This window comes from Streptomyces californicus, from assembly GCF_000717645.1.
GTDB lineage: Bacteria > Actinomycetota > Actinomycetes > Streptomycetales > Streptomycetaceae > Streptomyces > Streptomyces californicus.
On the sequence record NZ_JNZZ01000002.1, the window covers coordinates 523994 to 549951 of the forward strand.

The following is a 25958-nucleotide window of genomic DNA, read 5'->3' on the forward strand; positions in this document are numbered from 1 at the left end:
CCGGCGCGCTGAGCTCCGGTCCGCCGGACGTCGGCGCGGACCGCGCACAGGTCTCCTGACAGGCAGCCGGCCCCCGGCTGCGGCAGTCTGGGACCATGCCCGAACTGCCCGAAGTCGAAGCCCTGCGGGTCTTTCTCGACGACCGCCTGGTCGGCAAGGAGATCGCCCGCGTCCTGCCGCTGGCGATCAGCGTCCTCAAGACGTACGACCCGCCGCTGAGCGCCCTGGACGGCACGACCGTCACCTCGGTCGCCCGGCACGGCAAGTTCCTCGACATCGAGGCGGGCGGGCTGCACCTCTGCACGCACCTCGCCCGAGCCGGCTGGCTGCGCTGGAAGGACTCCTTCCCCGCCGCCCCGCCGCGTCCCGGCAAGGGGCCGCTCGCCCTGCGCCTGGTCACCACCGACGGCGACGGCTTCGACCTGACGGAGATGGGCACCAAGAAGCGCCTCTCGGTCCACCTCGTCCACGACCCCATGGAGGTCCCGGGCATCGCCCGGCTCGGCCCGGACCCGCTGGCCGACGCCTTCGACCGGGACGCGTTCGCCGCGCTGCTCGCCGGGGAACGCCGCCAGATCAAGGGCGCGCTGCGGGACCAGTCGCTGATCGCGGGCATCGGCAACGCCTACAGCGACGAGATCCTGCACGTCGCGAAGATGTCCCCGTTCAAACGGACCGCCGACCTCCGCGAGGACGACGTCACCCGCCTGTACACCGCGCTGCGCACCACGCTCGAGGACGCCGTGGACCGCTCCAGCGGAGTCGAGGCGGGCAAACTGAAGGCCGAGAAGAAGACCGGGATGCGGGTCCACGGGCGGGCCGGCGAGGCGTGCCCGGTCTGCGGGGACACCGTCCTGGAGGTCTCCTTCAGCGACTCCGCGCTCCAGTACTGCCCCACCTGCCAGACCGGCGGCAAACCGCTGGCCGACCGGAGGCTCTCCAAGTTCCTGAAGTGAGGGCCGGGCGCACCGCGAACGGGACCGCCGCCGCGTGTTCCCACGACGCCGTTCCCGCCGCGCGCGGGCCCGTCCGGGAACCCCCCGGCGGCAGGGGCGCCGGCAAGTGCTGCGGTACGGGAACAAGCCGCACATCACCCGCGCCAACGGCCCCGGGAGCACCTACACTCCGGCCTCATGCTGCGCGTACTCGCCGTCGACGACGAACCACCCGCCCTGGAGGAACTGCTCTACCTCCTGCGCGCCGACCCCCGGGTCCGCAGCGCGGAGGGCGCGACCGGGGCGACCGAGGCGCTGCGCCGCATCGGCGGCGCGGTGGACGCGGGACCCGACGACCCGTCCGCGATCGACGTCGTCTTCCTCGACATCCACATGGCCGGTCTCACCGGGCTCGACGTCGCCCAGCTCCTCGCCGGGTTCGCCGCACCGCCGCTCATCGTCTTCGTCACCGCGCACGAGGGCTTCGCCCTCCAGGCGTTCGACCTCAAGGCCGTCGACTACGTCCTCAAACCGGTCCGCCGCGAACGCCTCGCCGAGGCCGTCCGCCGGGTCGCCGAGCAGGTGGGGGACCGGTCCGCCCCCGTCCACGACGGCGCGGGCGACCAGATCCCCGTCGAACTCGGCGGCGTCATCCGCTTCGTCCCCATCGACGAGATCGCGTACGCCGAGGCGCAGGGCGACTACGCGCGGCTGCACACCGCCACCGGAAGCCACCTCGTCCGCATCCCGCTCACCACCCTGGAGGAGCGCTGGCGCTCCCGCGGCTTCGTCCGCATCCACCGCCGCCACCTGGTGGCCCTCGGCCGGATCGACGAACTGCGCCTGGACGCGGGCAGCATGAGCGTACGCATCGGGCAGGCCGAGCTCGCCGTCAGCCGCCGCCACACCCGCGCACTGCGCGACCTCCTGATGCGCCAGGGCGGCCGCTGACCTTCCCGACCGCCTCGCGGGAGAGCGCCGGCCGGGTCCTGGACGACCGTACGGCCCCGCCGCTGACCAGGGGAGACCATAAGCGATCCCTTCCCAGTGCGGCCCGCCGACGCCTACACTCCGAGCCCATGTCCGCAGAGCCAACCCCCCGGCGGGAAGTGGTCACGGGTCAGCCGCGCCGGGTGCGCCCGCTGCCCCGCTACCGCACGCAGGCGGAGATCGACGAGCAGACCGCCCTCGGCGGCGCCTACGTACGCTCGCTGATGCGCGGCCAACTGCGCGCCGGACTCACCGTCTTCGCCGTGCTCGCCCTCGTCGCGGGCACCCTGCCGCTGCTCTTCGCCGCGCTGGACAGCTCCGCCCTGGTCTGGGGCGTGCTCGGCTTCGCCGCCTATCCTCCGCTGACCCTCGCCGCCTGGTGGTACGTCCGCCGGGCCGAACGCAACGAACGCGACTTCGCCCGGCTGGTGGAGGGCCGCCCCGCACCGTGAGCGCCCCCGACCACACGGCGTCCTGGGTGGCGGTCGCCCTCGTCGTCCTCGCCACCGTCCTCGTCGGCGGCTTCGGCCTGCGCATCTCCCGTACGACCTCCGACTTCTACGTCGCCTCCCGCACCGTGCGACCCCGCCTCAACGCCGCCGCGATCAGCGGCGAGTACCTCTCGGCCGCCTCCTTCCTCGGCGTCGCCGGGCTCGTCCTCGTCCACGGCCCCGACATGCTCTGGTACCCGGTCGGCTACACCGCCGGATACCTGGTGCTCCTCGTCTTCGTCGCCGCGCCCCTGCGCCGCTCCGGCGCGTACACCCTGCCCGACTTCGCCGAGGGCCGGCTGGAATCGCGGCAGGTCCGACGGCTGGTCAGCGCCCTGGTCGTCGGCGCGGGCTGGCTCTACCTCGTTCCCCAGCTCCAGGGCGCCGGGCTGACCCTGAAGATCCTCACCGGCGCTCCGGGCTGGCTCGGCGACGTGCTCGTCGCCACCGTCGTCACCGCGGCCGTCGCGGCGGGCGGCATGCGCTCCATCACCTTCGTCCAGGTCTTCCAGTACTGGCTGAAACTGACCGCCCTACTGGTCCCCGCCCTCTTCCTGGTCCTCGCCTGGCAGGGCGACGGCCGGCCCCGGGTCGGCCTCGACGAGCAACTCGCCGTCTTCCGCGCCGACCACCCGCTCTACGCCACCTACGGGCTGATCGTGGCGACCTTCCTCGGCACGATGGGCCTGCCCCACGTCGTCGTCCGCTTCTACACCAGCCCCAACGGCCGCGACGCCCGCCGCACCACCGTCGCCGTCCTCGCCCTGGTCGGCCTCTTCTACCTGCTGCCGCCGGTCTACGGCGCGCTCGGCCGCCTCTACACCCCCGAGCTGCGGTACGGGGGAGACGCCGACGCCGCCGTCCTGCTGCTGCCCGCCCGGATGATCGGCGGCGTCGGCGGCGACTTCCTGGGCGCGCTGCTCGCCGGCGGGGCGTTCGCCGCGTTCCTGTCCACCGCCTCCGGGCTCACCATGGCCGTCGCCGGCGTGATCACCCAGGACGTGCTGCCCTCGCGCGGGGTGCGCCACTTCCGCCTCGCCACCGTCCTCGCCATCGCCGTACCCCTGCTGATCTCGCTGCTGGTCAGCCGGGTTCCGGTGGCCGACGCCGTGGGCATGGCCTTCGCGGTCTCCGCCTCATCCTTCTGCCCGCTGCTCGTCCTCGGCATCTGGTGGCGGCGGCTCACCCCGCCGGGCGCGGTGGCCGGGCTCCTGCTCGGCGGCGGGTCGGCCCTGCTCGCCGTCGCCATCACCGTCAGCGGGGCCGTACGCCCGCCCGGCTGGCCGCACGCCCTGCTCGCCTGGCCCGCCGTCTGGTCCGTGCCCGTGGGCTTCCTCGCGATGATCCTCGTCTCGCTCGCCACCCCCGGGCGCATACCGGCGGGCACCAACGCCGCCATGACCCGCTTCCACCTCCCCGAGGCCCTGTCCTCGGCACGGCCGGCCGCCGGGAGGGAGCGGTGACCGGGGCCGGGGCCGCCGTCCTCGTCGTGCTCGCCGTGCTGCTGTTCGGGGCCGGCCTGCTGCTGGGCCGCCGCACCGCCCGGCCGCTGCGCCCCAGCGACGTGGGCACCCCCGTCGAGCACGCCACCTTCGAGACCCTGCACACCGCGTCGCTGGCCGCGCCGCCGCTGCGGGCCGGGCTCACCGAGGAGAGCGCCCGGCGGGCCGCCCGCAGACTGCGCTCCCTGCTCGGCACGGACGCCCTCTGCCTCACCGACCGGGACCGGGTGCTGGTCTGGGACGGGGCCGGCCACCACCACGGCAAGGACGTGATGGAGCACCTGAAGGTGCTCCTGGACACCGGCCGCGGCACCGCCTTCGACAGCGGCTGCGCCGACCTCGACTGCCCGCTGCGCTGGGCCGTCGCCGTACCCCTCACCGTCGAGAACCGGGTCCTGGGCGCGCTCGTCGCCTACGCCCCGCGCGAGTCCGCGGTGCTGGCCCGGGCGGCGGGGGAGGTGGCGCGCTGGGTCTGCGTCCAGCTCGAACTGGCCGAACTGGACCGCTCCCGCACCCAGCTCATCGAAGCGGAGATCAAGGCCCTGCGGGCGCAGATCTCCCCGCACTTCATCTTCAACTCCCTCGCCGCGATCGCCTCGTTCGTCCGCACCGATCCCGAGCAGGCCAGGGAACTGCTGCTGGAGTTCGCCGACTTCACCCGCTACTCGTTCCGTCAGCACGGGGAGTTCACCACGCTGGCGGACGAACTGCACTCCATCGACCAGTATCTGGCGCTCGTCCGGGCCCGCTTCGGGGAAAGGCTCGCCGTGACCCTCCAGGTCGCCCCGGAGGTGCTGCCGGTCGCGCTGCCGTTCCTCTGTCTCCAGCCACTGGTGGAGAACGCCGTCAAACACGGTCTCGAAGGAGCGGTCACCCGCAGCCGGATCACCATCAGCGCCCTGGACGCGGGTTCGGAGGCGGAAGTGGTCATCGAGGACGACGGCACGGGCATGGAGCCCGAGCGGCTGCGGCGGATCCTGCGCGGCGAGGGCGACGCCTCCACCGGCATCGGGCTGCTCAACGTGGACGAGCGGCTGCGCCAGGTCTACGGCGACGACTACGGCCTCGTCATCGAGACGAGGGTCGGGGCGGGCATGAAGATCACGCTGCGGCTGCCCAAGTACCGTGCCGGGGTGCACGGCTCCTGATGCCCGCACCGGGTCCAGGACCCGGGCCCGCTCAGCACAGATGGACGGCCAGATGGCCGAGCGGCAGCCCCAACTGCCAGGCGGGCGTCCAGATCCGGACCTCCCGGTCGGCCGCCGGACCGGCCCCGGCCTCCCAGGAGCCCGGGCCGATCGCGTCGAGGTCGGCCGCGAGCAGCTCGGTCTCCTCCAGCCAGCGCCAGGCCGCCCGCGCCAGCGCCAGATCGGGGTCCCCGGGGTCCGTGCCCCGCTCCGCCTCCGCCAGCCGCTCGCAGATCCAGCCGCGCCAGGCGCCCTCGTACGCCGTGAGCGTCCGCAGCTCGTCCACCCGCGATCCGGGCAGGGCCGCGGGGGCGGGCGCCTCCCCGGGGCGGTCGCACAGGAACATCGTCAGCGCGAGCGCGTCGCGCCCCGCCCGGAACTCCAGGGTCGTCGGCTCCATCAGATCACCGGTCCGCAACAGCTCGTCGGCGACGTACTCGGTGGCCAGCCAGGCCATCGGTACCCGGAGCCCGTTCCCACCGGTCCCATCCGTATCCTCGGGGCGCATCCCGTCTCGCCTCTTTCCGTGCTCGGTGCCGGGCTTCACGCAGCATTGAACCGGGGGCGGACGCCCCGCGTGGGCAGAAGGGGAGGATCGCCCAGGAGATACGAGGCTGCGAATGAGTGCCGACCCCGGCGACGACCCGCACGTGCGCCCGCTGCTCGGCGCGTACGTCCTGGACGCCCTGGACCCGGAGGAGACGTGCCGCGTCGCCCGGCACCTGAGGAGCTGCGACGGCTGCACCCGGGACTACGTGGAGGTGGCCGAGGCGTCCGCCCTGCTGGCGCTGTTGCAAGCGGAGGACCTGCGCGAGTAGCCGGGCAGGGTGCGCGCGAGGACCCGGAGGGCGTAGTACGAGCGGGACTTCACGGTGCCGGCGGGGATGCCGAGCACCTCGGCCGTCTCGCCGACGCTCAGCCCGCGGAAGTAGATCTGCACCAGCACCGCGCGGTGCTCGGGGCTGAGGGTGCGGACCGCCTCGCGGACGTCGAGGGCGCGCACCGCGCTGTCCGCGGTGTCCCGGGCGTCCGGTGTGGTCTCCAGCACGGTGTCGCTGACCTCGACCGGACGGGCCTGCCGGGAGCGCCGCGCGTCGATGGCGAGGCGGCGGCCGACGGTGAAGAGCCACGGCCGCATCGAGTCGTACGGGGCGTCGAACGCCTCGGGGTGCTGCCAGGCGCGTACGAGGGTCTCCTGCACCAGGTCCTCGGCCCGCTGCCGGTCCCCGAAGGTCAGGCCGAGCAGGAAGTGGAACAGGGCGGGGCCGTGTTCGCGCTGCAGTTCGGCCAGGGTCCGCTCATCGGTCGTCGTGGTGGTCTTCATGAACGTCCTCTCCCGCCGAGGCCCCTGGCGGCCTCGTTGCCGACTGGCGTATACGAACGCATTCGGCGGCGCGGGAACAGGCGGTGCGCCGGGCCGTGCGACGAGCGGTCGCTCAGTGCGGCGAATGGTGCGGTGAACGGTCGAGGGGCCGTCGGGGTCGGCCGGTACGACCAGTTCAGCTAGGTATGCGGCAATGCTCCTTGCTTCTGCGATATGACGATCTGTCTAGTCGGATGGTCTTAATCACCCGACCATGGAGTCGAGCAGATGACCCAGCGCATCCGACCGGGCGCGGTGGCCGCCCTCGCCCTCCTGCTCGCCGCGGCCACCGGCTGCGCCGGGCAGCGGCCCGCGGCCCCCGCGCCGAGTGGTCCTCCCGCCGCGGCCCGGGGCGCGGGCGGCCAGGACGCCGAGGGGCCCCGCCCGTTCACCCTGCTCGCCGCGGGCGACGTCCTCCCGCACTCCTCGGTGATCGACCGGGCCGCCGCCGACGCGAACGGCGCGGGCTACGACTTCGCCCCGATGCTGGCGGGCGTCGCCCCGGTCGTCTCCGGAGCGGACCTGGCGTTCTGCCACATGGAGACGGTCTACGGCGAGAAGGGCGGCCCCTACACCGGCTACCCCAGCTTCAAGTCGCCGCCCGAGATCGCCGCGGCGCTGCGCACCACCGGCTTCGACTCCTGCTCCACCGCCTCCAACCACACCCTCGACGACGGGCCCGAGGGCGTCCGGCGCACGCTCGACGCCCTGGACGAGGCGGGCGTCCGGCACGCGGGCTCCGCCCGTACCGCCGCCGAGGCCGCCCGGCCCACGATCCTGCCCGCCGGGCCCGGAAAGGGGGCGGCCAGGGTCGCCCACCTCGCGTACACCTACGGCACGAACGACATCCCGGTCCCCGCCGACCGGCCCTGGACGGTCGACGTGACCGACGAGCGCAGGATCATCGACGAGGCCAGGGCGGCCCGCCGGGCGGGCGCGGACGTCGTCGTCCTCTCCGCCCACTGGGGCACCGAATGGCAGGACGAACCGGACGCCACCCAACTGGATCTGGCCCGGCGGCTCACCGCCTCCACCGACCGGGGCCGCCCCGACATCGATCTGATCATCGGCACGCACGCCCACGTTCCCCAGGCGTACGAGAAGGTCAACGGCACCTGGGTCGTCTACGGCATGGGCGACCAGATCGCCGGGGCGATGATCAACCACGAGGGCGCCCAGGACCCGCGCGGCAATCAGAGCTCCATGGGCCGCTTCACCTTCGCCCCGCCCGCGAAACCCGGTGGACGCTGGGCGGTGAAGAAGGCCGAGTTCGTCCCCCAGTGGTACGACACCGGCACCGGCCGCGCCATCGCGCTCAGCACCGCGATCGACGACGGGGCCGAGCACCTGCGCGCGGTCCGCGACCGCATCCGCACCGTCGTCCTCGCCCGGGGAGCGGAGGCGGACGGGCTCCGCATGGGCCGCTGAGGGCGGGTCCGGCGGCAGCCGCTACGGCACGACCGTGACGGGCCACCGCCCCGCCTTCACCAGGCGCACCGCCACCGAGCCGATGAAGCGGTGCCCGGCCGACTCCGACGCCCCGACCACCACCGCGTCCGCCCGCAGCTCATCGGCCGCCGTCACCAGGCCGTTGTAGGGGTCGCCCCGGAAGGTGTGGAACTCCCACCGCACGTCCCACGCGTCCCGGAACCGCTCCGCGGCCTCGCGGATCTCCGAGACCAGCCCCTCCGCGACCTCGCTCGTGGTGTCGCCCACCGGTACGCCCAGCGCCGCGCCCGCCGTAATGACCGGCTGGACGTACACCAGGGCCAGCATCGCGTTCTGCCGGCGAGCGAGACCGGCGGCGTAGGCCGCCGCGCGCATCGACGAGTCGGAGCCGTCCAGCCCGGCGACGATCACCTTGGGGCCGTCCGTGCCGCGTTCGAACCGATGAGGATGAGGCTGCTGCTCTGTCACGGCCCCGAGGCTATCGGCTCCACCGGAGGGCGTTGCTCCGGGACCCCGACGGGCTCATGGACGGGCTTGTGGCCCACCCGGTGACAGCCCGATGGCAGGCCCTAAATATGATGAACATACTGGTTCCATTGGGTAGAAAACGCTCTTCGGGCGGTGTCGGCGGCCGGGCGGGGCGTCCCGTCGTGCGAGCAGTTGGCCATGAGAAGTGATCACCCCCGGCCCGAACGCCGCACGCTGCTGAGGATCGCGCTCGCGCTCGGGACCGCCACCGCCGTCCGGCTGATCGCCGCCGACCCGGCGTCGACGCCCACCCGCCCCGCGCCGACCGCCGGAACGCTGCCCGCCGCTGCCGCGGGCCCCCCGGCCAGCGTCCGGGGCCGTCCCTCCCCGTACCGGCTCGCCCCCATGACCGGCCACGCCCCGCCCCGGTTCAGACCCGCCCGGCCGCCCGTGCGGATCCGGCCCTTCGAGCACCTTCCGGACCTCGGCCACTCGATGGTCCTCAGCTTCGACGACGGCCCCGACCCCCGGTACACCCCGGACATCCTCGCCACCCTGCGCCGGCACCGGGTCCGCGCGATGTTCTTCGTCTGCGGCGAGATGGCCGAGAGCAACCCGGACCTGCTGCGGGAGATGGCCGACGATGGGCATGTGGTGGGCAACCACTCCTGGTCCCACCCGCTGATCCCGAAGCTCTCCCGCGCCGCGATCCGCGACGAACTCGGGCGCACCAGCGAAGCGGTGGACCGGACGATCGGGGAGCCGCCGCTGTGGTACCGCGCCCCCTACGGCGCGTGGAACCGCAACTCCTTCGAGATCGGGGCCGCGTTGGGCATGGAACCCATGGCGTGGACCGTGGACACGCTGGACTGGGAGACGCCGGGGACGGGCACGATCGTCCGGCGGGTGCTGGACGGGGCCGCGCCCGGCGTGGTCGTCCTCTCGCACGACGCGGGCGGCGACCGCTCGCAGAGCGTCGCGGCGCTGAGCCGCTACCTGCCCCGGCTGCTGGAGCGCGGCTACCGCGTCACGGTGCCGCACCGCGTCTGAGCGCGCGCAGGACGGTGCCCCGGCGTTCGCCGGGGCACCGTCCTGCGGGGGTGCGGGGGCTCCTCGGCCCGCGCGGGGTCAGCGGGTGTCGACGAGCCGGGCGAAGACCACGACGTTGCCGTCGTAGCCGTCCGCCTTCGTGTAACCGCCGCCGCAGGTGATGACCCGCAGCTCCGCGTGGCCGGTGTCGCCGTACACCCGGGCGCCGGGGAAGTCGTTCTTGGAGAAGACCTCGACCCCGTACACCTCGAAGACGCCGACCCGGCCGTCGTAGCGGGTGACCTCCACACGATGGCCCTTCCGGATCGAGCCGAGACCGTAGAAGACGGCGGGGCCCGACTTGTTGTCGACGTGGCCGACGACGACGGCGGTGCCGCGCTGGCCCGGAGCGATGCCGTTCTGGTACCAGCCCGCGAGGTTGGGGTCCTCGGCGGGCGGGGCGTCGATCCAGCCGTTGGCGTCCAGGTTGACGTCGATGATGGGGGCGTCCACGTCGATGGAGGAGATCTTCACCCGGGAGGCCGGGGCGTACGGCAGCGGCTGGACCGGCTCGCCCTCCACCGGCGGTCCGGCGGCGTCCCCGCCCCGGTCGAGCGAAGCGGCCGCGGCGGGCTGCGGCGGTCCCGCGTCACCGAACTCCGTGCCGTTGCGCATCAGGGCGAGCCCGCTGAGCAGCACCAGGGCGATCGCCCCCCATGGCACCCGTCCGGTCCGCTCGCCACCGGTGTAGTCCCGGCCCATGGTTCTCCCTTCGTCGCGACGCTGTGAACGTTAGGGGCGGTGCGCGGGGGCGGCGATCAGAGCGGGGCGAACGGGTGGCGGGGGCGCCCGCCGCCCGGCCGGACCCTGCCCGTCGAAGCCCCGGGCGCCCGCAGGGGTGCTGCCCATCGGAGTAATGAGCAGATAAAAGTTCTGACGGTCTGTGACCTGCGGATCCGTCAGATTCGGAGCCCTCCGCACGGCGTGTCGCGTCACCGGGGTGGCGCAACGCCGAAGTGCGACGCATCGGTCGACTGGTGAGTGTTCGTCATGGGAGGCGTTCACGTCGATCCATCCCCGGGGGAGAAGCCCCTGGGGGCGTTTCCCGCTGGAGGTTCACACGATGCGTGCTTCACGCGCTCTCGCGGTCACCGCGACCGCCTTCGCGGCCGTCGGGCTGGCGGCTCCGATGGCCGCCGCCACCAACGGCCCGAGCAACATCACCGTCAACCCGTACTCGGTCCACCAGGGCGCGACCATGAAGGTCACGGCGCAGGGCTGCGGGCACGGCGGCAAGGTCTGGTCGAACGCGTTCCCGACGACCGAGCTCTCCGCGGGCGGCACGGGATACGCGACGGCGCACATCCGCCACAACACCACGCCGGGGCACTACAACCTCTCGGTGAAGTGCAACGACAACAGCCGGATCGAGACGCACAAGTTCACCGTGCTCGCCGGCAACGGCGCGCAGGGCGGGCTCGGCGGGTCGATGGGCCCCAGCTCCGTCGAGATGCAGGTCGGCGGCGGTCTCGTGGCCGCCGCGGCGGTCGGCGGTGCGGTCTTCCTCGTCCGTCGTCGTCGGACGAGCCATGCGGCGTTCTAGGGCGTCGAACCTCCCGCCCGGCCCGATACGCCCGTCGCCCCGAGTCCTGGACCAGGACCCGGGGCGACTGCCGTGCGCGGCACGGGCGCGGTCAGTGGCGGCGGGCGGCGGTGCGGCGGCGCGCGAAGTAGAGGGCGCCTCCGGCCGCCGCGGCCACCAGGGCCGCTCCGGCGGCGACCTGCGCCGTGTCCGTGGAGCCGGCGCTGCCGCCGAGGCCGCCGCGCACACCGCCCGGAACGAGCGCCGTCGAACTGGCGGTGGGGACCGTGGTCGGCGTCGCGGTCGGGGTGGGGGTGCTCGTGGCGCCGCCGGTGATCGTCAGGTTGACGTTCCGGGAGGTGCCGGTGGAGCCGCACCGGAACGTCACCGCGTAGACGGCGCCCCGGCGTGCGCCGGTGTCGACGGTGGCGGACCCCGTCGTGCTGCCGCTCGGGATCACGGTCGTGTCGAAGACGCCCGAGCTGATGGTCGTCTCGCCCGTGCAGCCGCCGGACCCGAGGGTCACCCGGCCGCCCGGCGCGATGACGGAGGGGGTGATGGTCGGGTTGAACGTGCTGGTGCCTCCGCCCGGCGAGGCCAAGGCGGCGGACGGGGCGACGAGCGTCAGCGCGCCGGCGCCGAGCAGGGCGAGCGGTGCGACACGTATCGCGCGCATGGTGGATCCTCCGGGTTCCCCGAGGGGCAGCTGCGGAACGAATTTCCACATAGCAGGAAAAATGCACCTCGATGCCCGACACGCTAGGAGGGGTCCCCCCACCCCGCGATCGGGGTCCGGCGAACGGGTCAGCGCCGTACCCCGACCGGCCCACACGCGGGTCGCCCCGCCCGTACGCCACCAGGAGGGGCGGGCCCTATCCCGTGACCCCCGGGAACATGTCGAGGAAGGGTTCGGCGGTTGCCGAGATGCCCCGCCCGAAGGGCGCGTCGAAGTCCCAGATGAGGAAGAGCAGGAAGGCGATCAGCGCGCTGAACAGGCCCGCCAGGAGCAGTTCGCGGAACGTCCTGCGGATCTGGAGGGTGAAGATCAGCCCCACCGTCACCAGCGCCCCGATGATCAGCCCGAACCAGACCACCCCCGGCATCGTCGCCCCGGCGTTCTGCGCCCGCGAGCTGCGGGCGTCGTCCGCCGCCGCAACCTGGTCGACCAGCGGCTGGTACGCCTGTCCCTCGTGGTCGTTCTTCGGGACGTAGTCGGTCACGTCCGCCCTCACCCGGTCCAGCAGTTCGGTGCCGCGCTCGGTGAGCGTGTGGCGTTCGGACATCACCTTCCATTCGTCGTGGACCACATGGGCGACATAGGCGTCCACGTCGGCCCGGATGCGGTCGCGCACCTCCGCCGGGTAGACCGAGGCACGCGCCCGCACCTCGTGCAGCGCCTGCGCCTCGACGCGGACCGACTCCTGGGCGGCGCTGCGCCCCTCCCAGACGCCGGCGATGGCGAGGCCCAGGACGATCGCGTAGACCACGCCGATCATCATCGTCATGTACTCGATGACGTCAGGCGTCTCGGACGGATCGTCGTCGTCCCCGACCCGCCGGTTGTTCAGAACGGCGATGGTCAGGACGACCGCGCAGGCGGACGCCATGGCAATGCTCAGGACGAGCCACTCGGACATGCGTCTCTCCAGGTCAACGGGATGATCGCGGGCGCAGCACCGCGACGGCGAACACCGCGGGGGCGGTGATGAGCAGCGTCAGGGAGACCAGCGAAGGCCCGCTCCGCGGCTGCTTGCGGGCGGGTTTGCGGTACGTCGGCAGCGCGACGGCCCGGGGCCTCGGCGGTTCGGTCCGCACCGGCGGCTTCGGCGAGGGCGATGGCTTCGGCGGGGGAGCGGCGGCCGGGGGCGGTGCAGGCGGCCGTGGTGAGGGAGGCGGCGGAGAGGGAGGGAGAGGCGCGGGCGGTGGTGCGGCGGCCACGGGGGGTGGCGCGGGCGCCGGCGGGGGCGGAGGAGCGGGTTTCTCCGGAGGCGGCGGTGGTGCGGGCTTCGGAGGAGGGGGCGGTGGTGGCGAGGGTTTCGGAGGCGGCGGTGGAGGCGGGGGGGGGGGGGGGGGGGGCGGGGGCGCGGGGGCCGCGCCGCGGTGACGGTGGCTCGGTGACCGCGCCGCAGTCCCCGTTCCCCGCCCAGGCCACCGCCGTACTGCCCTCGCCCTGCCCGACGACGGCCACCGCGCAGCTGTCGGCGGTCGCCGGCAGGGGGACGGCCGACAGCCAGAGGAGGGCGGCGACCGTCGAGAGTCGCGCGATACGTGATCCGTGCACGACGGGGAGCATGGTCCGGGGTGGGGGAGGGCACGCCGTCCGCCGACCTGATTCGCCTGATCGTGCGGTTATTGGGCCATTCGGGTTTACCGGGCGCGTACCCGGCGGGGCCGCGTCTTTACGGACTTACCCCGGTCGCGGCCGAAGGCGCCCCCCGGTCCGCCTCACGAACCCGACGGCGTACGGTCGCCGATTCCACCCCGCACCGCAGGGGCGCCCGCCCCGATGGAACCGGCCAATTCTCCGGCCGCGCCCCGAAACCGTCACGCCCCCGTAGAACCGTGCCCAGCGGTCCCAAGTGGCCCCGAATCGCCGGGAGAACGTCGCCAGAAGGCCCGACCCGTCGCTGTCCGTATACGTGCGGCGACGGACCGGGTGTAGATGCCATCGGAGTGTGACCAATAACGGATCGCGAATTTCCGTTTCCACTCGCTCTCTTGGCGGTCCATCAGTAGCCTCTGGTCAACACTGACCATGAACATGGCCGGATCGCCGTGGCGACTTGTTGGAGACATCGATGGAGCGTCCCGCCTGGGCACCGCAGGGCATTGACATTTCGGTGCCGAGCGTGTCTCGCATGTACGACTTCTATCTGGGCGGATCGCACAATTTCGAGGTGGACCGGGAAGCCGCGCGCAAGGCGATGGAGTTTCTTCCCGGCCTTCCCAAGATCATGCAGGCCAATCGCGCCTTCATGCGCCGGGCCGTCCGCCACGCCGTCGACGCGGGCATCGACCAGTTCCTGGACATCGGCTCCGGCATCCCGACCTTCGGCAACGTGCACGAGGTGGCCCAGGCCGCCGACCCCAAGGCCAAGGTCGCCTACGTCGACCACGACCCGGTGGCCGTCGCCCACAGCCAGGCCGTGCTGGAGGGGAACGACGGGACCGTCATCGCCGCCGCCGACCTGCGCCGCCCCCGGGAGATCCTGGACAACCCCCAGGTCACCGAACTGCTCGACCTGGACCGCCCGGTGGCCCTGCTGCTCGTCGCGGTGCTCCACTTCATCGAGGACGCCGACGACCCCCGCGCGGCCGTCGCCGAACTGCGCGAGGCGCTGGCCCCCGGCAGCCTGCTCGTCCTGACCCACGCCTCGTACGAGGGCATACCGCACTTCAAGGACGGGGCGGCCGGCACGGTCGGCGTCTACAAGAACATCCGCAACCCGCTGATCATGCGCTCGCGCGAGGAGATCGGCCGCTTCTTCGAGGGCTACGAGATGGTCGAGCCCGGGCTCGTGCCGATGCCCGAATGGCGGCCCGACGTTTCGCAGGCGCCGGAGCAGGAAGACCCGTACACCTTCTCGGGCTTCGCAGGGGTCGGGCGCAAGGCGTGAGCATTCCCGCCCAGGCGTCCGGAGAGCCGGACGCGGAGCCCGACGGCCCCGAGGGCCGGCTGCGCAGATTCGCCAGGATCTGGAGCCGCGCCATCTTCCCCCTGACGGCCACCTCCCTCACCCGGCCCGAGTTCGAACAGCATCTCCTGCCCCTGGCACGCGAGCTGAACGGCATCCTGCACGCCCACCCCTTCGACGCCTCGCCCGCGCAACGCGTCGGCGCCGCCCTCGTCGAGGCGCACTGCACCGACCCGGACGCCCTCAGCTCCACGCTCGGCGTCGTCGACTCCTACCTCGTCCTGTACTGCGGCGGCAACGGCCCCGGCACGCTCTCCACCGAGGACGGCCGGGCCCGCTGCGCCCGCATCCAGCACACCCTCGCCGCCGGGTTCACCGCGGCCCTGCGCGAACGCACCCTCACCGAGCAGGAGGCCATCGCCCGTTCCGCGCTGACCGCCCGCTCGCACGCCGAACAGGCCCTGCACGCCACCGAGGCGCGGTTCCGCGCGGTCTTCAAGGACGCGGCCATCGGCATCGGCATCGCCGACCTGGACGGCAACATCCTGGAGATCAACGACACGCTCACCCGGATGTTCGGCGGACTGGAGCACCACGTCCGCAGCCACAAGGTGAACGAGTGGGTCCACCCCGAGGACTCCCCCCAGGTGTGGCGGTACTACGACGAGCTGGTACGCGGCGAACGCGAGCACTACCGGACCGAGAAGGCGTACTACCGCAACGACGGCACCGTCCTGTGGACCAACCTCACGGTCTCGCTGCTGCGGGACTCCGAGGGCAACCCCCAGTACCAGCTCGCGCTGATCGAGGACACCACCGAACGGCGGCTGCTGAATCTGCGGCTCCGCTACGAGGCGACGCACGACGCGCTCACCGGGCTGCCCAACCGGACACTGTTCTTCGAGCGTCTGGAGAAGGCCCTCACCGCCAAGCACGGCGTCCGCTTCGGCCTCTGCTACCTGGACCTCGACGGCTTCAAGGCGATCAACGACAGCCTCGGCCACGCCGCGGGCGACCGCCTCCTGGTCGAGGTCGCCGACCGGCTCCAGAGCTGCGCCACCGCCCCCGGCGAGATGGTCGCCCGGCTCGGCGGCGACGAGTTCGTCGCCCTGACCACCGGACCGGGCACCGCGGAGGAAGTCCACGAGCTGGCGGGCCGCATCCTGAACGCCCTCGCCACCCCGATCCGCATCGACGGCCGCGAACTCACCGTCCGCGGTTCGATCGGCATCGTGGAAGGGCCTTCCGGCGAGCGCGGCGCGGCCGAGGTGCTGCGCAGCGCCGACATCACGATGTACCGGGCCAAGGCCGCGGGCGGCAACCGGTTCCAGCTCGCCGACGCCGAGGCCGACGCGCGCGCCATCACCCGGCACGGGCTGACCACCTCGCTCCCGGCCGCCCTCGACCGGGGCGAGTTCTTCATCGAGTACCAGCCGCTCGTCCACCTCGGCGACGGCACGGTGCACGGCGCCGAGGCGCTCGTACGGTGGTGCCACCCGCAGCACGGGGTACTCGGCCCGGACCGGTTCATCCCGCTCGCCGAGCACACCGGGCTCATCGTGCCGCTCGGGCGCTGGGTGCTGGAGGAGTCGGTCCGCCAGGCGAACTTCTGGCAGGAGCGGCACAGCGACGGGGGCCCGCTGCGGATCAACGTCAACCTGTCGCCGACCCAGCTCCACCACCCCCGGCTGGTCGCGGAGACGGTGGACGTGCTGGAGCGGTCCGGTCTGGAGCCGGGCGCGCTCTGCCTGGAGGTGACCGAGTCGGCCCTGATCGGCGCCGACGACGACCTCCTCAAGCCGCTGTGCCAGCTCGCCGAGATGGGCGTCGACATCGCGCTCGACGACTTCGGCACCGGGTACTCGAACCTGGCGAACCTGCGCCGGCTGCCGGTGAGCGTGCTCAAGCTGGACCGCTCCTTCACCCGGGGCATGCAGCAGCACCCGGCGGACCCGGTCGATCTGAAGATCGTCGAGGGCATCGTCTCCCTGGCCCACAGCCTGGAGCTGGCGGTCACCGTGGAGGGCGTGGAGACCGGCGCCCAGGCCGAGCAGCTGCGCGCCCTGGGCTGCGACACCGCCCAGGGCTGGTACTACGCCCGCCCCGGCGCCCCGGACCGCATCCACTCCCTGCTGCTGGCGGACGCGGTCTGAGCCCGCCCACCCGGCCGTCAGCCCTGGGCCGCCGCCCACCCGGCCGTCAGCCCTGGGCCGCCGCCCACCCGGCCGTCAGCCCTGGGCCGCCGCCCACCCGGCCGTCAGCCCTGCTCCAGCAGCATCCGCTGGAGTTCGCGCGCGGCCCGCGGCGGGTCCACGTCGCTGCGGTGCGCCAGCGCGATCGTGCGCCGCAGCCCGTCGCCCGCCAGCCGGGTCCTGCGCAGGTCGTGACCGGCCCGGGCCGCGGCCATGCTCGGCACCACGGCGATGCCGAGCCCCGCCCGTACGAATCCGAGCACCGCGTCCATCTCGCCGCCCTCGACCGTGAACGAGGGCTCGAAGCCCTCCGCGCGGCAGGCGGCGAGCGTCAGCTCCCGCAGGTTGTAGCCGTGGCGGAACATCACCAGCGGAGCCCCCTCCAGATCCGCGACCCGGATCGAGCCGCCCCGCCCCGGCGGCGGCTCCGTCGCCGCCGACACCACCACCAGGTCCTCCCGCAGCAGCTCCACCGTGGTCAGCGCGGGGGAGGCGGCGGGCAGCGGCAGCACCACCAGGGCCAGATCGAGCGCGCCCCGCGCGAGCTGGCGCACCAGGTCGTGCGAGCCGCCCTCCTCCAGCAGCAGCCGCACCCCCGGGTGCCGGTCGTGGAAGGCGCGCAGCACATCCGGCAGCAGCCCGGTGCACAGGCTCGGTGTCGCCCCCAGCCGCACCCGGCCGCTGCGCAGCGAGACCACCTCCTGGACCTCCTGGCGTGCGGTCTCCGCGTCGGCGAGGATGCGCCGGGCCAGCGGCAGCAGCGCCTCGCCGGCGTCGGTGAGGGTGATGTTGCCCCGGGCCCGGCTGAAGAGGTCCGCGCCCAACTCCGTCTCCAGCGCCCGGATCTGTTGGGAGAGGGAGGGCTGCGACACATGCACCGCCTCGGCGGCCCGGGTGAAGTGCCGGGTCTCGGCGACGGCCACGAAATAGGTGAGCTGCTGGAAGTGCACACACCGACGATAACGTGAGGTGATAGCCATCGCCTATGGAGATCAGCCACTCCATGTCTTGGACTGATCGGGGGGCCCGCGCCTACGGTCGTGTGCATGGCATTGGCAACGCGGACGGACCGACGGCCGTCGATGACGCGTACGCTCTGGGACTCGACCGTCGGCAAGAAGACGATCATGGCCGTGACCGGTCTGGTCATGCTCGGATACCTCGTCGCCCACATGGTGGGCAACCTGAAGATCTTCTTCGGACCCGGTGAGTTCGACGGGTACGCCCACTGGCTGCGCACCATGGGCGCCCCAGTCCTGCACCATGAATGGGCGCTCTGGATCGTCCGCGTGGGGCTCGTCGCCGCCGTCGTGCTCCACGGCGTCTCGGCGTACCAGCTCAGCCGCCGCGACATCAAGGCGCGCCCGGCCAAGTACGTCCACAAGAGGCCCCGCGCGAGCTACGCCACCCGCACCATGCGCTGGGGCGGCGTCATCCTCGCGCTCTTCATCGTCTGGCACATCCTCGACCTGACGACCGGCACCGTGCACACGAGCTTCGAGGCCGGACACCCGTACCAGAACGTCATCGACACCTTCTCCACCTGGTACGGCAACGTCATCTACATCGTCGCGGTGCTCGCCATGGGCCTGCACGTCCAGCACGGCTTCTGGAGCGCCGCGCAGACCCTCGGCGTCGGCAACGCGACCCGCGACCGCATCCTGAAGACCCTCGCCAACCTCCTCGCAGCGGTGCTGACGGTGGGCTTCATCTCCGTACCCGTCGCCGTCATGACCGGAGTGGTGAGCTGACATGCCCGACTACACGCAGTACGCCACGGGCGAGCCCGTGATCGACACGAAGGCCCCCGACGGGCCCGTCAACGAACGCTGGGACACCCGCCGCTTCCAAGCGAAACTCGTGAACCCCGCCAATCGGCGCAAACACACCGTCATCGTCGTCGGCACCGGGCTGGCCGGCGGAGCCGCCGGGGCCACCCTCGCCGAACAGGGCTACCACGTCGTCCAGTTCTGCTTCCAGGACTCGCCCCGCCGCGCCCACTCGGTCGCCGCCCAGGGCGGCATCAACGCCGCCAAGAACTACCGCAACGACGGCGACTCCATCCACCGGCTGTTCTACGACACCGTCAAGGGCGGCGACTTCCGCGCCCGGGAGTCCAACGTCCACCGGCTCGCCCAGATCTCCGTCGAGATCATCGACCAGTGCGTCGCCCAGGGCGTGCCCTTCGCCCGCGAGTACGGCGGCCTCCTCGACAACCGCTCCTTCGGCGGCGTCCAGGTCTCCCGTACGTTCTACGCACGCGGCCAGACCGGACAGCAGCTCCTCCTCGGCGCGTACCAGGCGCTCTCCCGGCAGATCGCCACGGGCGGCGTCGAACTCCACGCCCGCACCGAGATGCTGGACCTGATCGTGGTCGACGGAAAGGCGCGCGGCATCGTCGCCCGCGACCTGGTCACCGGGAAGATCGACACCTACTTCGCCGACGCGGTCGTCCTGGCCACCGGCGGCTACGGCAACGTCTTCTACTTGTCGACCAACGCCATGAACTCCAACGCCACCGCGATCTGGCGGGCCCACCGGCGCGGCGCGTACCTCGCCAACCCCTGCTTCACCCAGATCCACCCCACCTGCATCCCGCGCACCGGCGACCACCAGTCCAAGCTGACGCTGATGAGCGAGTCGCTGCGCAACGACGGCCGCATCTGGGTCCCCAAGGCCAAGGGCGACACCCGCCCGGCCGACGAGATCCCCGAGGACGAGCGCGACTACTACCTGGAGCGCGTCTACCCCGCCTTCGGCAACCTGGTGCCCCGCGACATCGCCTCCCGCGCGGCCAAGAACGTCTGCGACGAGGGGCGCGGGGTAGGCCCCGGCGGGCAGGGCGTCTACCTCGACTTCGCCGAGGCCATCCAGCGGATGGGCCGCAAGGCGGTGGAGGCGAAGTACGGCAACCTCTTCGACATGTACCAGCGGATCACCGACGAGGACCCCTACACGGTCCCCATGCGGATCTACCCCGCCGTGCACTACACGATGGGCGGCCTCTGGGTCGACTACGACCTCCAGACCACCGTTCCCGGCCTCTTCGCCATCGGCGAGGCCAACTTCTCCGACCACGGGGCCAACCGGCTCGGCGCCTCCGCCCTGATGCAGGGCCTCGCCGACGGCTACTTCGTCCTGCCCTCCACCATCAACGACTACCTCGCCCGCAACCCCCACACCGAGCACGTCGGCGCCGAACACCCCGCCGTCGCCGAGGCGGTGGCGGAGACCGAGGACCGGATCAACCTGCTGCTCTCCGTCGACGGCGACCGCACCCCCGACTCCTTCCACCGCGAGATCGGTGAACTCATGTGGGAGTACTGCGGGATGGCCCGCACCGAGGACGGCCTGCGCAAGGCGCTCGCCAAGATCCCCGAGATCCGCGAGGAGTTCTGGCGCCGGATCAAGGTCCCCGGCACCGGCGAACAGTTCAACCAGTCGCTGGAGAAGGCGAACCGCATCGTCGACTATCTGGAGCTCGCCGAGCTGATGTGCCTCGACGCCCTCCACCGCGCCGAATCCTGCGGCGGCCACTTCCGCGAGGAGTCCCAGACCCCGGACGGCGAGGCCGAACGCCGCGACGAGGAGTTCTCCTACGCCGCCGCCTGGGAGTTCACCGCCACCGGCGACGCCCCCGTCCTGCACAAGGAAGACCTCGTCTTCGAGTACGTCCACCCCACCCAGCGGAGCTACGCATGAAGCTCACCCTGCGCGTCTGGCGTCAGCGCAACGCCGAAGAGCCCGGCGCCATGGCCACCTACGAAGTCGACGGCATCTCCGCCGACATGTCGTTCCTGGAGATGCTCGACACCCTCAACGAGGAACTCACCCTCGCCGGGGAGGAACCCGTCGCCTTCGACCACGACTGCCGCGAGGGCATCTGCGGCGCGTGCAGCCTCGTCATCAACGGCGACGCCCACGGCCCGGAGCGCACCACCACGTGCCAGCTCCACATGCGGTCGTTCGCAGACGGCGACACGATCGACATCGAGCCCTGGCGGGCCTCCGCCTTCCCGGTCATCAAGGACCTGGTCGTGGACCGCTCCTCGTTCGACCGCATCATCCAGTCCGGCGGCTACATCTCCGCTCCCACCGGCACCGCCCCGGACGCCCACGCCACCCCGGTGCCCAAGCCGGACGCCGACTTCGCCTTCGAGCACGCCGAGTGCATCGGCTGCGGATCCTGCGTCGCCGCCTGCCCCAACGGCTCGGCCATGCTCTTCACCTCGGCCAAGGTCAACCACCTGAACGTCCTTCCGCAGGGCGCACCCGAGCGCGAGACCCGCGTCCTGGACATGGTGGCCCAGATGGACGAGGAGGGGTTCGGCGGCTGCACCCTGACCGGCGAGTGCGCCACGGCCTGCCCCAAGGGCATCCCGCTGCCGTCGATCGCCGCGATGAACAAGGAGTGGCTGCGGGCGACCCGCAAGGTCCGCCGCTGAGGAGGTGACCGACCCGGGTGACGTCCCGGCCGCCCGCGGGCCCGGGGGCATCCCCGGTCGTCCGTCGGCGCGGGTGACGCCCCTGGCCGTCCGCCGGCACGGGGGCGTTCCCCGGCGCGGCCGGTCCCGGGCGGCGTCTCCCCGGCAGCTCAGGTCGGGGGGACGCCGCCCCGTCAGCGGCGCAGCGCCTTCGCGAGGTACGGCGCCGTACGGCTTCCGGCCGACTTGGCCACCTCCTCGGGCGTTCCGGCCGCGACGATCCGGCCGCCCCGGTCCCCGCCCTCCGGCCCCATGTCCACGACGTGGTCGGCGCCCGCCACCACCGCCATGTCGTGCTCCACGACCACCACGGTGTTCCCGGCGTCGACCAGCGCGTGCAACTGCCGCATCAGCACCTCGACATCGGCCGGATGCAGCCCCGTCGTCGGCTCGTCCAGCAGATACAGCGTGTGACCGCGCCGGGTGCGCTGGAGCTCGGCCGCCAACTTGATCCGCTGCGCCTCGCCGCCCGACAGCTCCGTGGCGGGCTGTCCGAGCCGCAGATAGCCGAGCCCCACGTCCAGCAGGGTCCGCAGCGGGCGCTCGGCGGCCGGCGTGCCGGAGAAGAACTCCGCCGCCGACTCCACGGTCAGATCGAGGACCTGGGCGATCGTCAGACCCTCCAGGGTGACCTCCAGGGTCTCCGGGTTGTAGCGCGCGCCGTGGCAGTCCGGGCACGGCGCGTACGTACTGGGCAGGAACAGCAGCTCCACCGAGACGAACCCCTCGCCCTGGCAGGTCTCGCACCGCCCACCGCTCACGTTGAACGAGAACCGCCCCGCGCCGTACCCCCGCCCCCGGGCCTTCTCCGTCCGCGCGAACAGCTTGCGCACCGTGTCGAACAGGCCGGTGTACGTGGCCAGATTGGAGCGGGGCGTCCGCCCGATGGGCTTCTGGTCCACCTGCACGAGCCGGTCCACCGCCTCCAGCCCGGTGGCCGTCGCGCAGTACCGGTCACCCGCCACCGGCTCCTCGCCCGCCTCCCGGTCCGCCAGCGCCCCGGCGAGCACCTGGCCCACCAGCGTGGACTTTCCCGAACCGGAGACTCCGGTCACCGCCGTGAACACCCCGAGCGGGAACGCCGCGTCGACGCCCCGCACGTTGTGCCGCTCCACCCCGGTGAGCCGGATCCATCCGGACGGCGCCCGCTTCTCCCGTACCGGTGCGGCGCCGGGGCCGGCCTCGGGGAACAGGAAGCGGCGCGTCGCCGACTCCGGGACCTCGGCCAGCCCCTCGGGCGGCCCGCTGTGCAGCACCCGCCCGCCGTGCTCCCCGGCCAGCGGGCCCACGTCCACCAGCCAGTCCGCCCGCCGCACCACGTCCATCTGGTGCTCCACCACGAACACCGAGTTCCCCGCCTCCTTGAGCCGCCCCAGCACGCCGAGCAGCGCCTCCGTGTCCGCGGGGTGCAGCCCGGCCGACGGCTCGTCCAGGACGTAGACGACACCGAACAGGCCCGACCTCAGCTGCGTGGCCATCCGCAGCCGTTGCAGCTCGCCCGAGGAGAGCGTCGGAGCCGTGCGGTCCAGACTCAGATAGCCGAGCCCCAGCTCCGTCACCGTCCCGATCCGCGCCAGCAGATCGGCCGTCAGCACCCGGGCCGTCTCCTCGCCGTCCGCCCCCTCCAGCACCTCGGCCAGTACGGACAGCGGCAACCCGGCCAGCTCCGCGATGGTCCGCCCAGCGAACGTCACCGCCATCGCCTCCGGCCTCAGCCGGCTGCCCCCGCAGACCGGGCACGGGGCGCTGGTGAGGAAGCGTTCCGCCTTCGCCCGCAAGGACCGGCTCTTCGTGTCGGCGAAGGTGTGCAGCACATAGTGCCGGGCGCTCATGTACGTGCCCTGGTAGGGGCGTTGGATCCGTCCCGCGTCCCGCACCGGATGCACCGTGACCACCGGCTGCTCGTCGGTGAACAGGATCCACTCCCGGTCCTTCGCGTCCAGCTCGCGCCACGGCCGGTCGACGTCGTACCCGAGCGCGTCCAGGACGTCCCGCAGGTTCTTGCCCTGCCAGGCGCCCGGCCAGGCGGCGATCGCCCCCTCCCGGATCGACAGGGAGGGGTCGGGCACCAGCAGCCCCTCGTCCGTGCGGTGGATCCGCCCCAGTCCGTGGCACTCCGGACACGCCCCGACCGCCGTGTTGGGCGAGAACGAGTCGGAATCCAGGCGCTCGGCCCCCGGCGGATAGTCGCCCGCGCGGGAGAAGAGCATCCGCAGCGAGTTGGAGAGGGTGGTCACCGTCCCCACCGACGACCGGGACCCCGGCGCCGAGCGCCGCTGCTCCAGCGAGACGGCGGGCGGCAGCCCGGTGATCTCCCCGACGGCCGGCGCGCCCACCTGGTGGATGAGCCGCCTCGCGTACGGGGCGACGGACTCGAAGTACCGCCGCTGCGCCTCCGCGTAGATGGTCCCGAAGGCCAGGGAGGACTTCCCGGACCCCGACACGCCGGTGAAGACGGTCAGCGTGTCGCGTGGGATGTCGACCCGCACGTCCTTCAGGTTGTGCTCGCGGGCGCCGCGCACCCGGACGTACGGATCGTGGGGGGAGTGCATGGGGCTCGGCTCCGTACAGGTGGGGGGATCGCGCCGGGAGGGACAAACAGTTCGATTCTAGGCGTCGGCGCGCCACGCGGCCCTGGGGGAGCGCGGCCCGGGCCGCTACCGGGCGCCGCCGCTGTGGAGCGCCGCGGGGCACCCGGTACGGTCCGGCAGGCGGGCGATCCGGGCGAGGCCGCGCAGCGAGCCCACCAGGGCCTCACGGTCGTACGTACTGGTGGTGACCAGCACCTCGTCGGCGCCGGTCTCCTCGATCGCCCGCTCCAACAGCGCGGCCACCTGCTCCTCGGTGCCGTGGATGTGCCCGTCGAGCCCCCGCTCGTACAGCGTCCGCTCCTTGGCCGTCATGGTGAGGGCCTCGACGCGGCCGGCCGACGCCAGCGGCGGGAACTCCCCGCGCGTCCGGGCGTACGCCATGGCCCACGCCTCCGGTACGAGCAGCCGGCGGGCCGCCTCCTCGGTCTCCGCGACCGCCACCGTGCCCGCGACGATCACCTCGGGCCGCTCGGCGCGGGCGGAGGGGCGGAAGTCGCGGCGGTAGACCTCGATGGCGCGCAGGACCTTCTCCCGGCCGCGCAGATCGCCGATGACCAGGGGCAGCCCGGCGGCTGCGGCGACCGACGCGCCCTCCCCGACCGCCAGGACGTACGCGGGGATGTCCAGGCCCTCCGCCGGGCGGGCGCGCACCCCGGGGTGGGCCTTCTGGGTGCCGTCGATCCAGCCGAGGAGTTCCTCCAGGCGCCCGGGGAAGTCCTCGGCGTCCTCCTTGCCGTGGCCGAGCGCCCGGCGGACCCCGTCGGTGAACCCCACGGAGCGGCCGAGGCCCATGTCGATCCGGCCGGGGAACAGAGAGGCGAGCACCCCGAACTGCTCGGCGACCACCAGCGGCCGGTGGTTGGGCAGCATCACCCCGCCGGTGCCGACCCGGATGGCCGAGGTCGCCGAGGCGACGGCGGCGGCCAGTACGGTCGGGGCGGATCCCGCGACCCCCGGGACCCCGTGGTGCTCGGAGACCCAGAAGCGGTGGAAGCCGAGCGCCTCCGCCTCCCGGGCCAGCTCCACGGTGGCGAGCAGCGCTTCGGAGGCGTCCTGCCCCTCACGGGTGCGCGAGCGGTCCAGGACGGAGAATCGGGTCGAGGCGATCACAGAGCTCACGCTCTCTTCAACACCGCCGCCCGCCCAGGATTCCCGCACACGGCGGGGGCCCCGCGCGACGGCTCCGGCCGTCAGCCCTCCGGAGCCGGGCGGGCGTCTTCCACCGGCGGCCTTCCCGAGCCGGTGCCTTCCGCCGGCGGCCTTCCTAAGCTGGGGGAGTGAACGACGACACACGGCCGCTGGCCGTATTCGACCTGGACGGCACGCTCGCGGACACCGCCCACCGGCAGCACTTCCTGGAGGGCCCCCGGCGGGACTGGGCCGGGTTCTTCGCCGCGGCCCCGGACGACCCGCCGCTCGCGGAGGGCGTCCGGATGGTGCTCGCGAGCGCCGAGGAGTGCCGCATCGTCTATCTCACCGGGCGGCCCGAGCGGTGCCGCCGCGACACCGTGCGCTGGCTCGACCGGCAGGGGCTTCCGCAGGGCGAACTGCTCATGCGGCGCAACGACGACCGGCGCCCCGCACGCCGGACGAAGCTGGACGTTCTGAAGCGGTTGGGGCGGTCGCGCCCGGTGCGCGTGCTCGTGGACGACGACGAACTCGTCTGTGACGCGGCCGAAGTGGCCGGATTCACTGTGGTACGGGCCCGTTGGGCCGATCCGTCGGCCGCGCTGAAGGATGCCCAGGAGCGCGAGGGACGCACCTGATCAGGTTCTTCCGGCGGCGATCAGGCGTTCTCGTCGAGTCGGAAGCCCACCTTCAGGCCGACCTGATAGTGCGCGATTCGGCCATCCTCGATATGCCCGCGGACTTGGTTGATTTCGAACCAATCGAGATTGTGCAACGTTTCCGCGGCTCTTGCGACGCCGTTCCGGATCGCCTCGTCGATGCCCTCCTGGGAGGTTCCTACGATCTCGGTGACCCGATAGGTGTGGTTCGCCATGGTTTATCTCCTCTCCTGTGACCACGGTGCATCAATTCGAGGAGTCCCGCGAGATCGG

Annotated in this window: 26 protein-coding genes; 15 read left to right on the plus strand and 11 right to left on the minus strand. The window is 72.7% G+C overall.

The genetic code is table 11. The features are described from left to right. Positions 1-95: 95 nt before the first annotated feature. The 5 genes from IF19_RS0104770 to IF19_RS0104790 all read left to right on the plus strand — a co-directional run bounded on the left by IF19_RS0104770 (position 96) and on the right by IF19_RS0104790 (position 5066). Positions 96-956, plus strand: coding sequence for an Fpg/Nei family DNA glycosylase (locus tag IF19_RS0104770; RefSeq protein ID WP_030118212.1), 861 nt, complete (start codon positions 96-98; stop codon positions 954-956). Positions 957-1133: 177 nt separating this feature from the next. Further along, positions 1134-1886, plus strand: coding sequence for a LytR/AlgR family response regulator transcription factor (locus tag IF19_RS0104775; RefSeq protein WP_030118213.1), 753 nt, complete (start codon positions 1134-1136; stop codon positions 1884-1886). Positions 1887-2014: 128 nt separating this feature from the next. Next, the gene (locus IF19_RS0104780; protein WP_050490716.1) at positions 2015-2377 is read left to right on the plus strand and encodes a hypothetical protein; all 363 of its coding nucleotides are present in this window, start codon (positions 2015-2017) and stop codon (positions 2375-2377) included. Continuing rightward, the gene (locus IF19_RS0104785) at positions 2374-3879 is read left to right on the plus strand and encodes a sodium/solute symporter (RefSeq protein WP_030118215.1); all 1506 of its coding nucleotides are present in this window, start codon (positions 2374-2376) and stop codon (positions 3877-3879) included. Before IF19_RS0104780 ends, IF19_RS0104785 begins: the two co-directional genes overlap by 4 nt. Further along, positions 3876-5066, plus strand: a complete 1191-nt coding sequence (locus IF19_RS0104790; RefSeq protein WP_030118216.1) for a sensor histidine kinase — start codon at positions 3876-3878, stop codon at positions 5064-5066. The genes IF19_RS0104785 and IF19_RS0104790 overlap by 4 nt, the downstream gene beginning before the upstream one ends. A gap of 31 nt (positions 5067-5097) precedes the next feature. Here the strand turns inward: IF19_RS0104790 and IF19_RS0104795 are convergent, their stop codons facing one another. Then, complete coding sequence (locus IF19_RS0104795; protein ID WP_030118217.1) at positions 5098-5613, minus strand: hypothetical protein; 516 nt, start codon at positions 5611-5613, stop codon at positions 5098-5100. 112 nt (positions 5614-5725) lie between these two features. Between IF19_RS0104795 and IF19_RS0104800 the strand changes: the two genes are divergently transcribed. Beyond that, on the plus strand, positions 5726-5923 hold the full coding sequence (locus tag IF19_RS0104800; protein ID WP_030118218.1) for a zf-HC2 domain-containing protein: 198 nt from the start codon (positions 5726-5728) through the stop codon (positions 5921-5923). Here the strand turns inward: IF19_RS0104800 and IF19_RS0104805 are convergent. Beyond that, complete coding sequence (locus IF19_RS0104805) at positions 5857-6429, minus strand: sigma-70 family RNA polymerase sigma factor (RefSeq protein WP_030118219.1); 573 nt, start codon at positions 6427-6429, stop codon at positions 5857-5859. The two genes, IF19_RS0104800 and IF19_RS0104805, sit on opposite strands and share 67 nt — an antisense overlap. A 267-nt stretch (positions 6430-6696) precedes the next feature. On the opposite strand from IF19_RS0104805, the gene IF19_RS0104810 reads away from it, so the two are divergent. Then, complete coding sequence (locus tag IF19_RS0104810) at positions 6697-7896, plus strand: CapA family protein (protein WP_030118220.1); 1200 nt, start codon at positions 6697-6699, stop codon at positions 7894-7896. A 21-nt stretch (positions 7897-7917) separates the two neighbouring features. On the opposite strand, the gene IF19_RS0104815 is transcribed toward IF19_RS0104810, so the two are convergent. Further along, positions 7918-8385, minus strand: a complete 468-nt coding sequence (locus IF19_RS0104815) for a universal stress protein (RefSeq protein ID WP_030121455.1) — start codon at positions 8383-8385, stop codon at positions 7918-7920. Positions 8386-8583: 198 nt separating this feature from the next. Here IF19_RS0104815 and IF19_RS0104820 point away from each other — a divergent pair, with 198 nt between their 5' ends. After that, on the plus strand, positions 8584-9435 hold the full coding sequence (locus tag IF19_RS0104820; RefSeq protein ID WP_030118222.1) for a polysaccharide deacetylase family protein: 852 nt from the start codon (positions 8584-8586) through the stop codon (positions 9433-9435). A 78-nt stretch (positions 9436-9513) separates the two neighbouring features. On the opposite strand, the gene IF19_RS0104825 is transcribed toward IF19_RS0104820, so the two are convergent. Beyond that, positions 9514-10176: a class F sortase gene (locus IF19_RS0104825; RefSeq protein ID WP_030118223.1), complete on the minus strand. Its 663-nt coding sequence runs from the start codon at positions 10174-10176 to the stop codon at positions 9514-9516. A 361-nt stretch (positions 10177-10537) separates the two neighbouring features. Here IF19_RS0104825 and IF19_RS0104830 point away from each other — a divergent pair, with 361 nt between their 5' ends. Then, positions 10538-11017, plus strand: a complete 480-nt coding sequence (locus IF19_RS0104830; RefSeq protein WP_030118224.1) for a hypothetical protein — start codon at positions 10538-10540, stop codon at positions 11015-11017. A gap of 91 nt (positions 11018-11108) precedes the next feature. On the opposite strand, the gene IF19_RS0104835 is transcribed toward IF19_RS0104830, so the two are convergent. The 3 genes from IF19_RS0104835 to IF19_RS1000000137570 form a co-directional block, all read right to left on the minus strand. Continuing rightward, a complete protein-coding gene (locus IF19_RS0104835; protein ID WP_030118225.1) occupies positions 11109-11672 on the minus strand; it encodes a hypothetical protein in 564 nt (187 codons plus the stop codon). Between the two features lie 196 nt (positions 11673-11868). After that, complete coding sequence (locus tag IF19_RS0104840) at positions 11869-12633, minus strand: bestrophin-like domain (RefSeq protein ID WP_030118226.1); 765 nt, start codon at positions 12631-12633, stop codon at positions 11869-11871. A gap of 13 nt (positions 12634-12646) precedes the next feature. After that, the gene (locus IF19_RS1000000137570; RefSeq protein WP_032745544.1) at positions 12647-12811 is read right to left on the minus strand and encodes a hypothetical protein; all 165 of its coding nucleotides are present in this window, start codon (positions 12809-12811) and stop codon (positions 12647-12649) included. Positions 12812-13794: 983 nt separating this feature from the next. On the opposite strand from IF19_RS1000000137570, the gene IF19_RS0104850 reads away from it, so the two are divergent. Beyond that, complete coding sequence (locus IF19_RS0104850; protein ID WP_030118228.1) at positions 13795-14613, plus strand: SAM-dependent methyltransferase; 819 nt, start codon at positions 13795-13797, stop codon at positions 14611-14613. After that, positions 14610-16784, plus strand: coding sequence for a putative bifunctional diguanylate cyclase/phosphodiesterase (locus tag IF19_RS0104855; RefSeq protein ID WP_030118229.1), 2175 nt, complete (start codon positions 14610-14612; stop codon positions 16782-16784). Before IF19_RS0104850 ends, IF19_RS0104855 begins: the two co-directional genes overlap by 4 nt. A gap of 104 nt (positions 16785-16888) precedes the next feature. Here the strand turns inward: IF19_RS0104855 and IF19_RS0104860 are convergent, their stop codons facing one another. Beyond that, positions 16889-17773 carry a LysR family transcriptional regulator gene (locus IF19_RS0104860; protein WP_030289865.1) on the minus strand — a complete coding sequence of 295 codons (885 nt, stop codon included), beginning with the start codon at positions 17771-17773 and terminating at the stop codon, positions 16889-16891. 132 nt (positions 17774-17905) lie between these two features. Here IF19_RS0104860 and IF19_RS0104865 point away from each other — a divergent pair, with 132 nt between their 5' ends. Genes IF19_RS0104865 through IF19_RS0104875 form a run of 3 tightly spaced genes read left to right on the plus strand, consistent with a single transcriptional unit; the run spans position 17906 to position 21268 of the window. After that, positions 17906-18574 (plus strand): succinate dehydrogenase cytochrome b subunit, encoded by a 669-nt coding sequence (locus IF19_RS0104865; protein ID WP_030116046.1) that lies wholly within the window; start codon positions 17906-17908, stop codon positions 18572-18574. 1 nt (position 18575) lies between these two features. Then, complete coding sequence (locus IF19_RS0104870) at positions 18576-20525, plus strand: fumarate reductase/succinate dehydrogenase flavoprotein subunit (protein WP_030116047.1); 1950 nt, start codon at positions 18576-18578, stop codon at positions 20523-20525. Further along, on the plus strand, positions 20522-21268 hold the full coding sequence (locus IF19_RS0104875) for a succinate dehydrogenase/fumarate reductase iron-sulfur subunit (protein WP_030116048.1): 747 nt from the start codon (positions 20522-20524) through the stop codon (positions 21266-21268). Before IF19_RS0104870 ends, IF19_RS0104875 begins: the two co-directional genes overlap by 4 nt. Positions 21269-21441: 173 nt before the next feature. Here IF19_RS0104875 and uvrA read toward each other — a convergent pair whose 3' ends face one another. After that, positions 21442-23859, minus strand: coding sequence for an excinuclease ABC subunit UvrA (gene uvrA / locus IF19_RS0104880; protein ID WP_030116049.1), 2418 nt, complete (start codon positions 23857-23859; stop codon positions 21442-21444). 105 nt (positions 23860-23964) lie between these two features. Beyond that, positions 23965-25017, minus strand: a complete 1053-nt coding sequence (locus IF19_RS0104885) for an MsnO8 family LLM class oxidoreductase (RefSeq protein ID WP_418952759.1) — start codon at positions 25015-25017, stop codon at positions 23965-23967. A gap of 158 nt (positions 25018-25175) precedes the next feature. Between IF19_RS0104885 and IF19_RS0104890 the strand changes: the two genes are divergently transcribed. Beyond that, entirely contained in the window at positions 25176-25664 is a 489-nt protein-coding gene (locus tag IF19_RS0104890) for a phosphatase domain-containing protein (protein WP_030116051.1), read from the plus strand. A gap of 20 nt (positions 25665-25684) precedes the next feature. Here IF19_RS0104890 and IF19_RS0104895 read toward each other — a convergent pair whose 3' ends face one another. Beyond that, positions 25685-25900, minus strand: coding sequence for a dodecin (locus IF19_RS0104895; protein ID WP_030116052.1), 216 nt, complete (start codon positions 25898-25900; stop codon positions 25685-25687). Positions 25901-25958: the final 58 nt, after the last annotated feature.

Bases quoted from the DNA above. Each gene is read 5' to 3' on its own strand.
- IF19_RS0104770 (WP_030118212.1), top strand. From the start codon at position 96: ATGCCCGAACTGCCCGAAGTCGAAGCCCTGCGGGTCTTTCTCGACGAC.
- IF19_RS0104775 (WP_030118213.1), top strand. From the start codon at position 1,134: ATGCTGCGCGTACTCGCCGTCGACGACGAACCACCCGCCCTGGAGGAA.
- IF19_RS0104780 (WP_050490716.1), top strand. From the start codon at position 2,015: ATGTCCGCAGAGCCAACCCCCCGGCGGGAAGTGGTCACGGGTCAGCCG.
- IF19_RS0104795 (WP_030118217.1), bottom strand. From the start codon at position 5,613: ATGCGCCCCGAGGATACGGATGGGACCGGTGGGAACGGGCTCCGGGTA.
- IF19_RS0104800 (WP_030118218.1), top strand. From the start codon at position 5,726: ATGAGTGCCGACCCCGGCGACGACCCGCACGTGCGCCCGCTGCTCGGC.
- IF19_RS0104805 (WP_030118219.1), bottom strand. From the start codon at position 6,429: ATGAAGACCACCACGACGACCGATGAGCGGACCCTGGCCGAACTGCAG.
- IF19_RS0104810 (WP_030118220.1), top strand. From the start codon at position 6,697: ATGACCCAGCGCATCCGACCGGGCGCGGTGGCCGCCCTCGCCCTCCTG.
- IF19_RS0104820 (WP_030118222.1), top strand. From the start codon at position 8,584: ATGAGAAGTGATCACCCCCGGCCCGAACGCCGCACGCTGCTGAGGATC.
- IF19_RS0104825 (WP_030118223.1), bottom strand. From the start codon at position 10,176: ATGGGCCGGGACTACACCGGTGGCGAGCGGACCGGACGGGTGCCATGG.
- IF19_RS0104830 (WP_030118224.1), top strand. From the start codon at position 10,538: ATGCGTGCTTCACGCGCTCTCGCGGTCACCGCGACCGCCTTCGCGGCC.
- IF19_RS0104835 (WP_030118225.1), bottom strand. From the start codon at position 11,672: ATGCGCGCGATACGTGTCGCACCGCTCGCCCTGCTCGGCGCCGGCGCG.
- IF19_RS0104840 (WP_030118226.1), bottom strand. From the start codon at position 12,633: ATGTCCGAGTGGCTCGTCCTGAGCATTGCCATGGCGTCCGCCTGCGCG.
- IF19_RS0104850 (WP_030118228.1), top strand. From the start codon at position 13,795: ATGGAGCGTCCCGCCTGGGCACCGCAGGGCATTGACATTTCGGTGCCG.
- IF19_RS0104865 (WP_030116046.1), top strand. From the start codon at position 17,906: ATGACGCGTACGCTCTGGGACTCGACCGTCGGCAAGAAGACGATCATG.
- IF19_RS0104870 (WP_030116047.1), top strand. From the start codon at position 18,576: ATGCCCGACTACACGCAGTACGCCACGGGCGAGCCCGTGATCGACACG.
- IF19_RS0104875 (WP_030116048.1), top strand. From the start codon at position 20,522: ATGAAGCTCACCCTGCGCGTCTGGCGTCAGCGCAACGCCGAAGAGCCC.
- uvrA (WP_030116049.1), bottom strand. From the start codon at position 23,859: ATGCACTCCCCCCACGATCCGTACGTCCGGGTGCGCGGCGCCCGCGAG.
- IF19_RS0104895 (WP_030116052.1), bottom strand. From the start codon at position 25,900: ATGGCGAACCACACCTATCGGGTCACCGAGATCGTAGGAACCTCCCAG.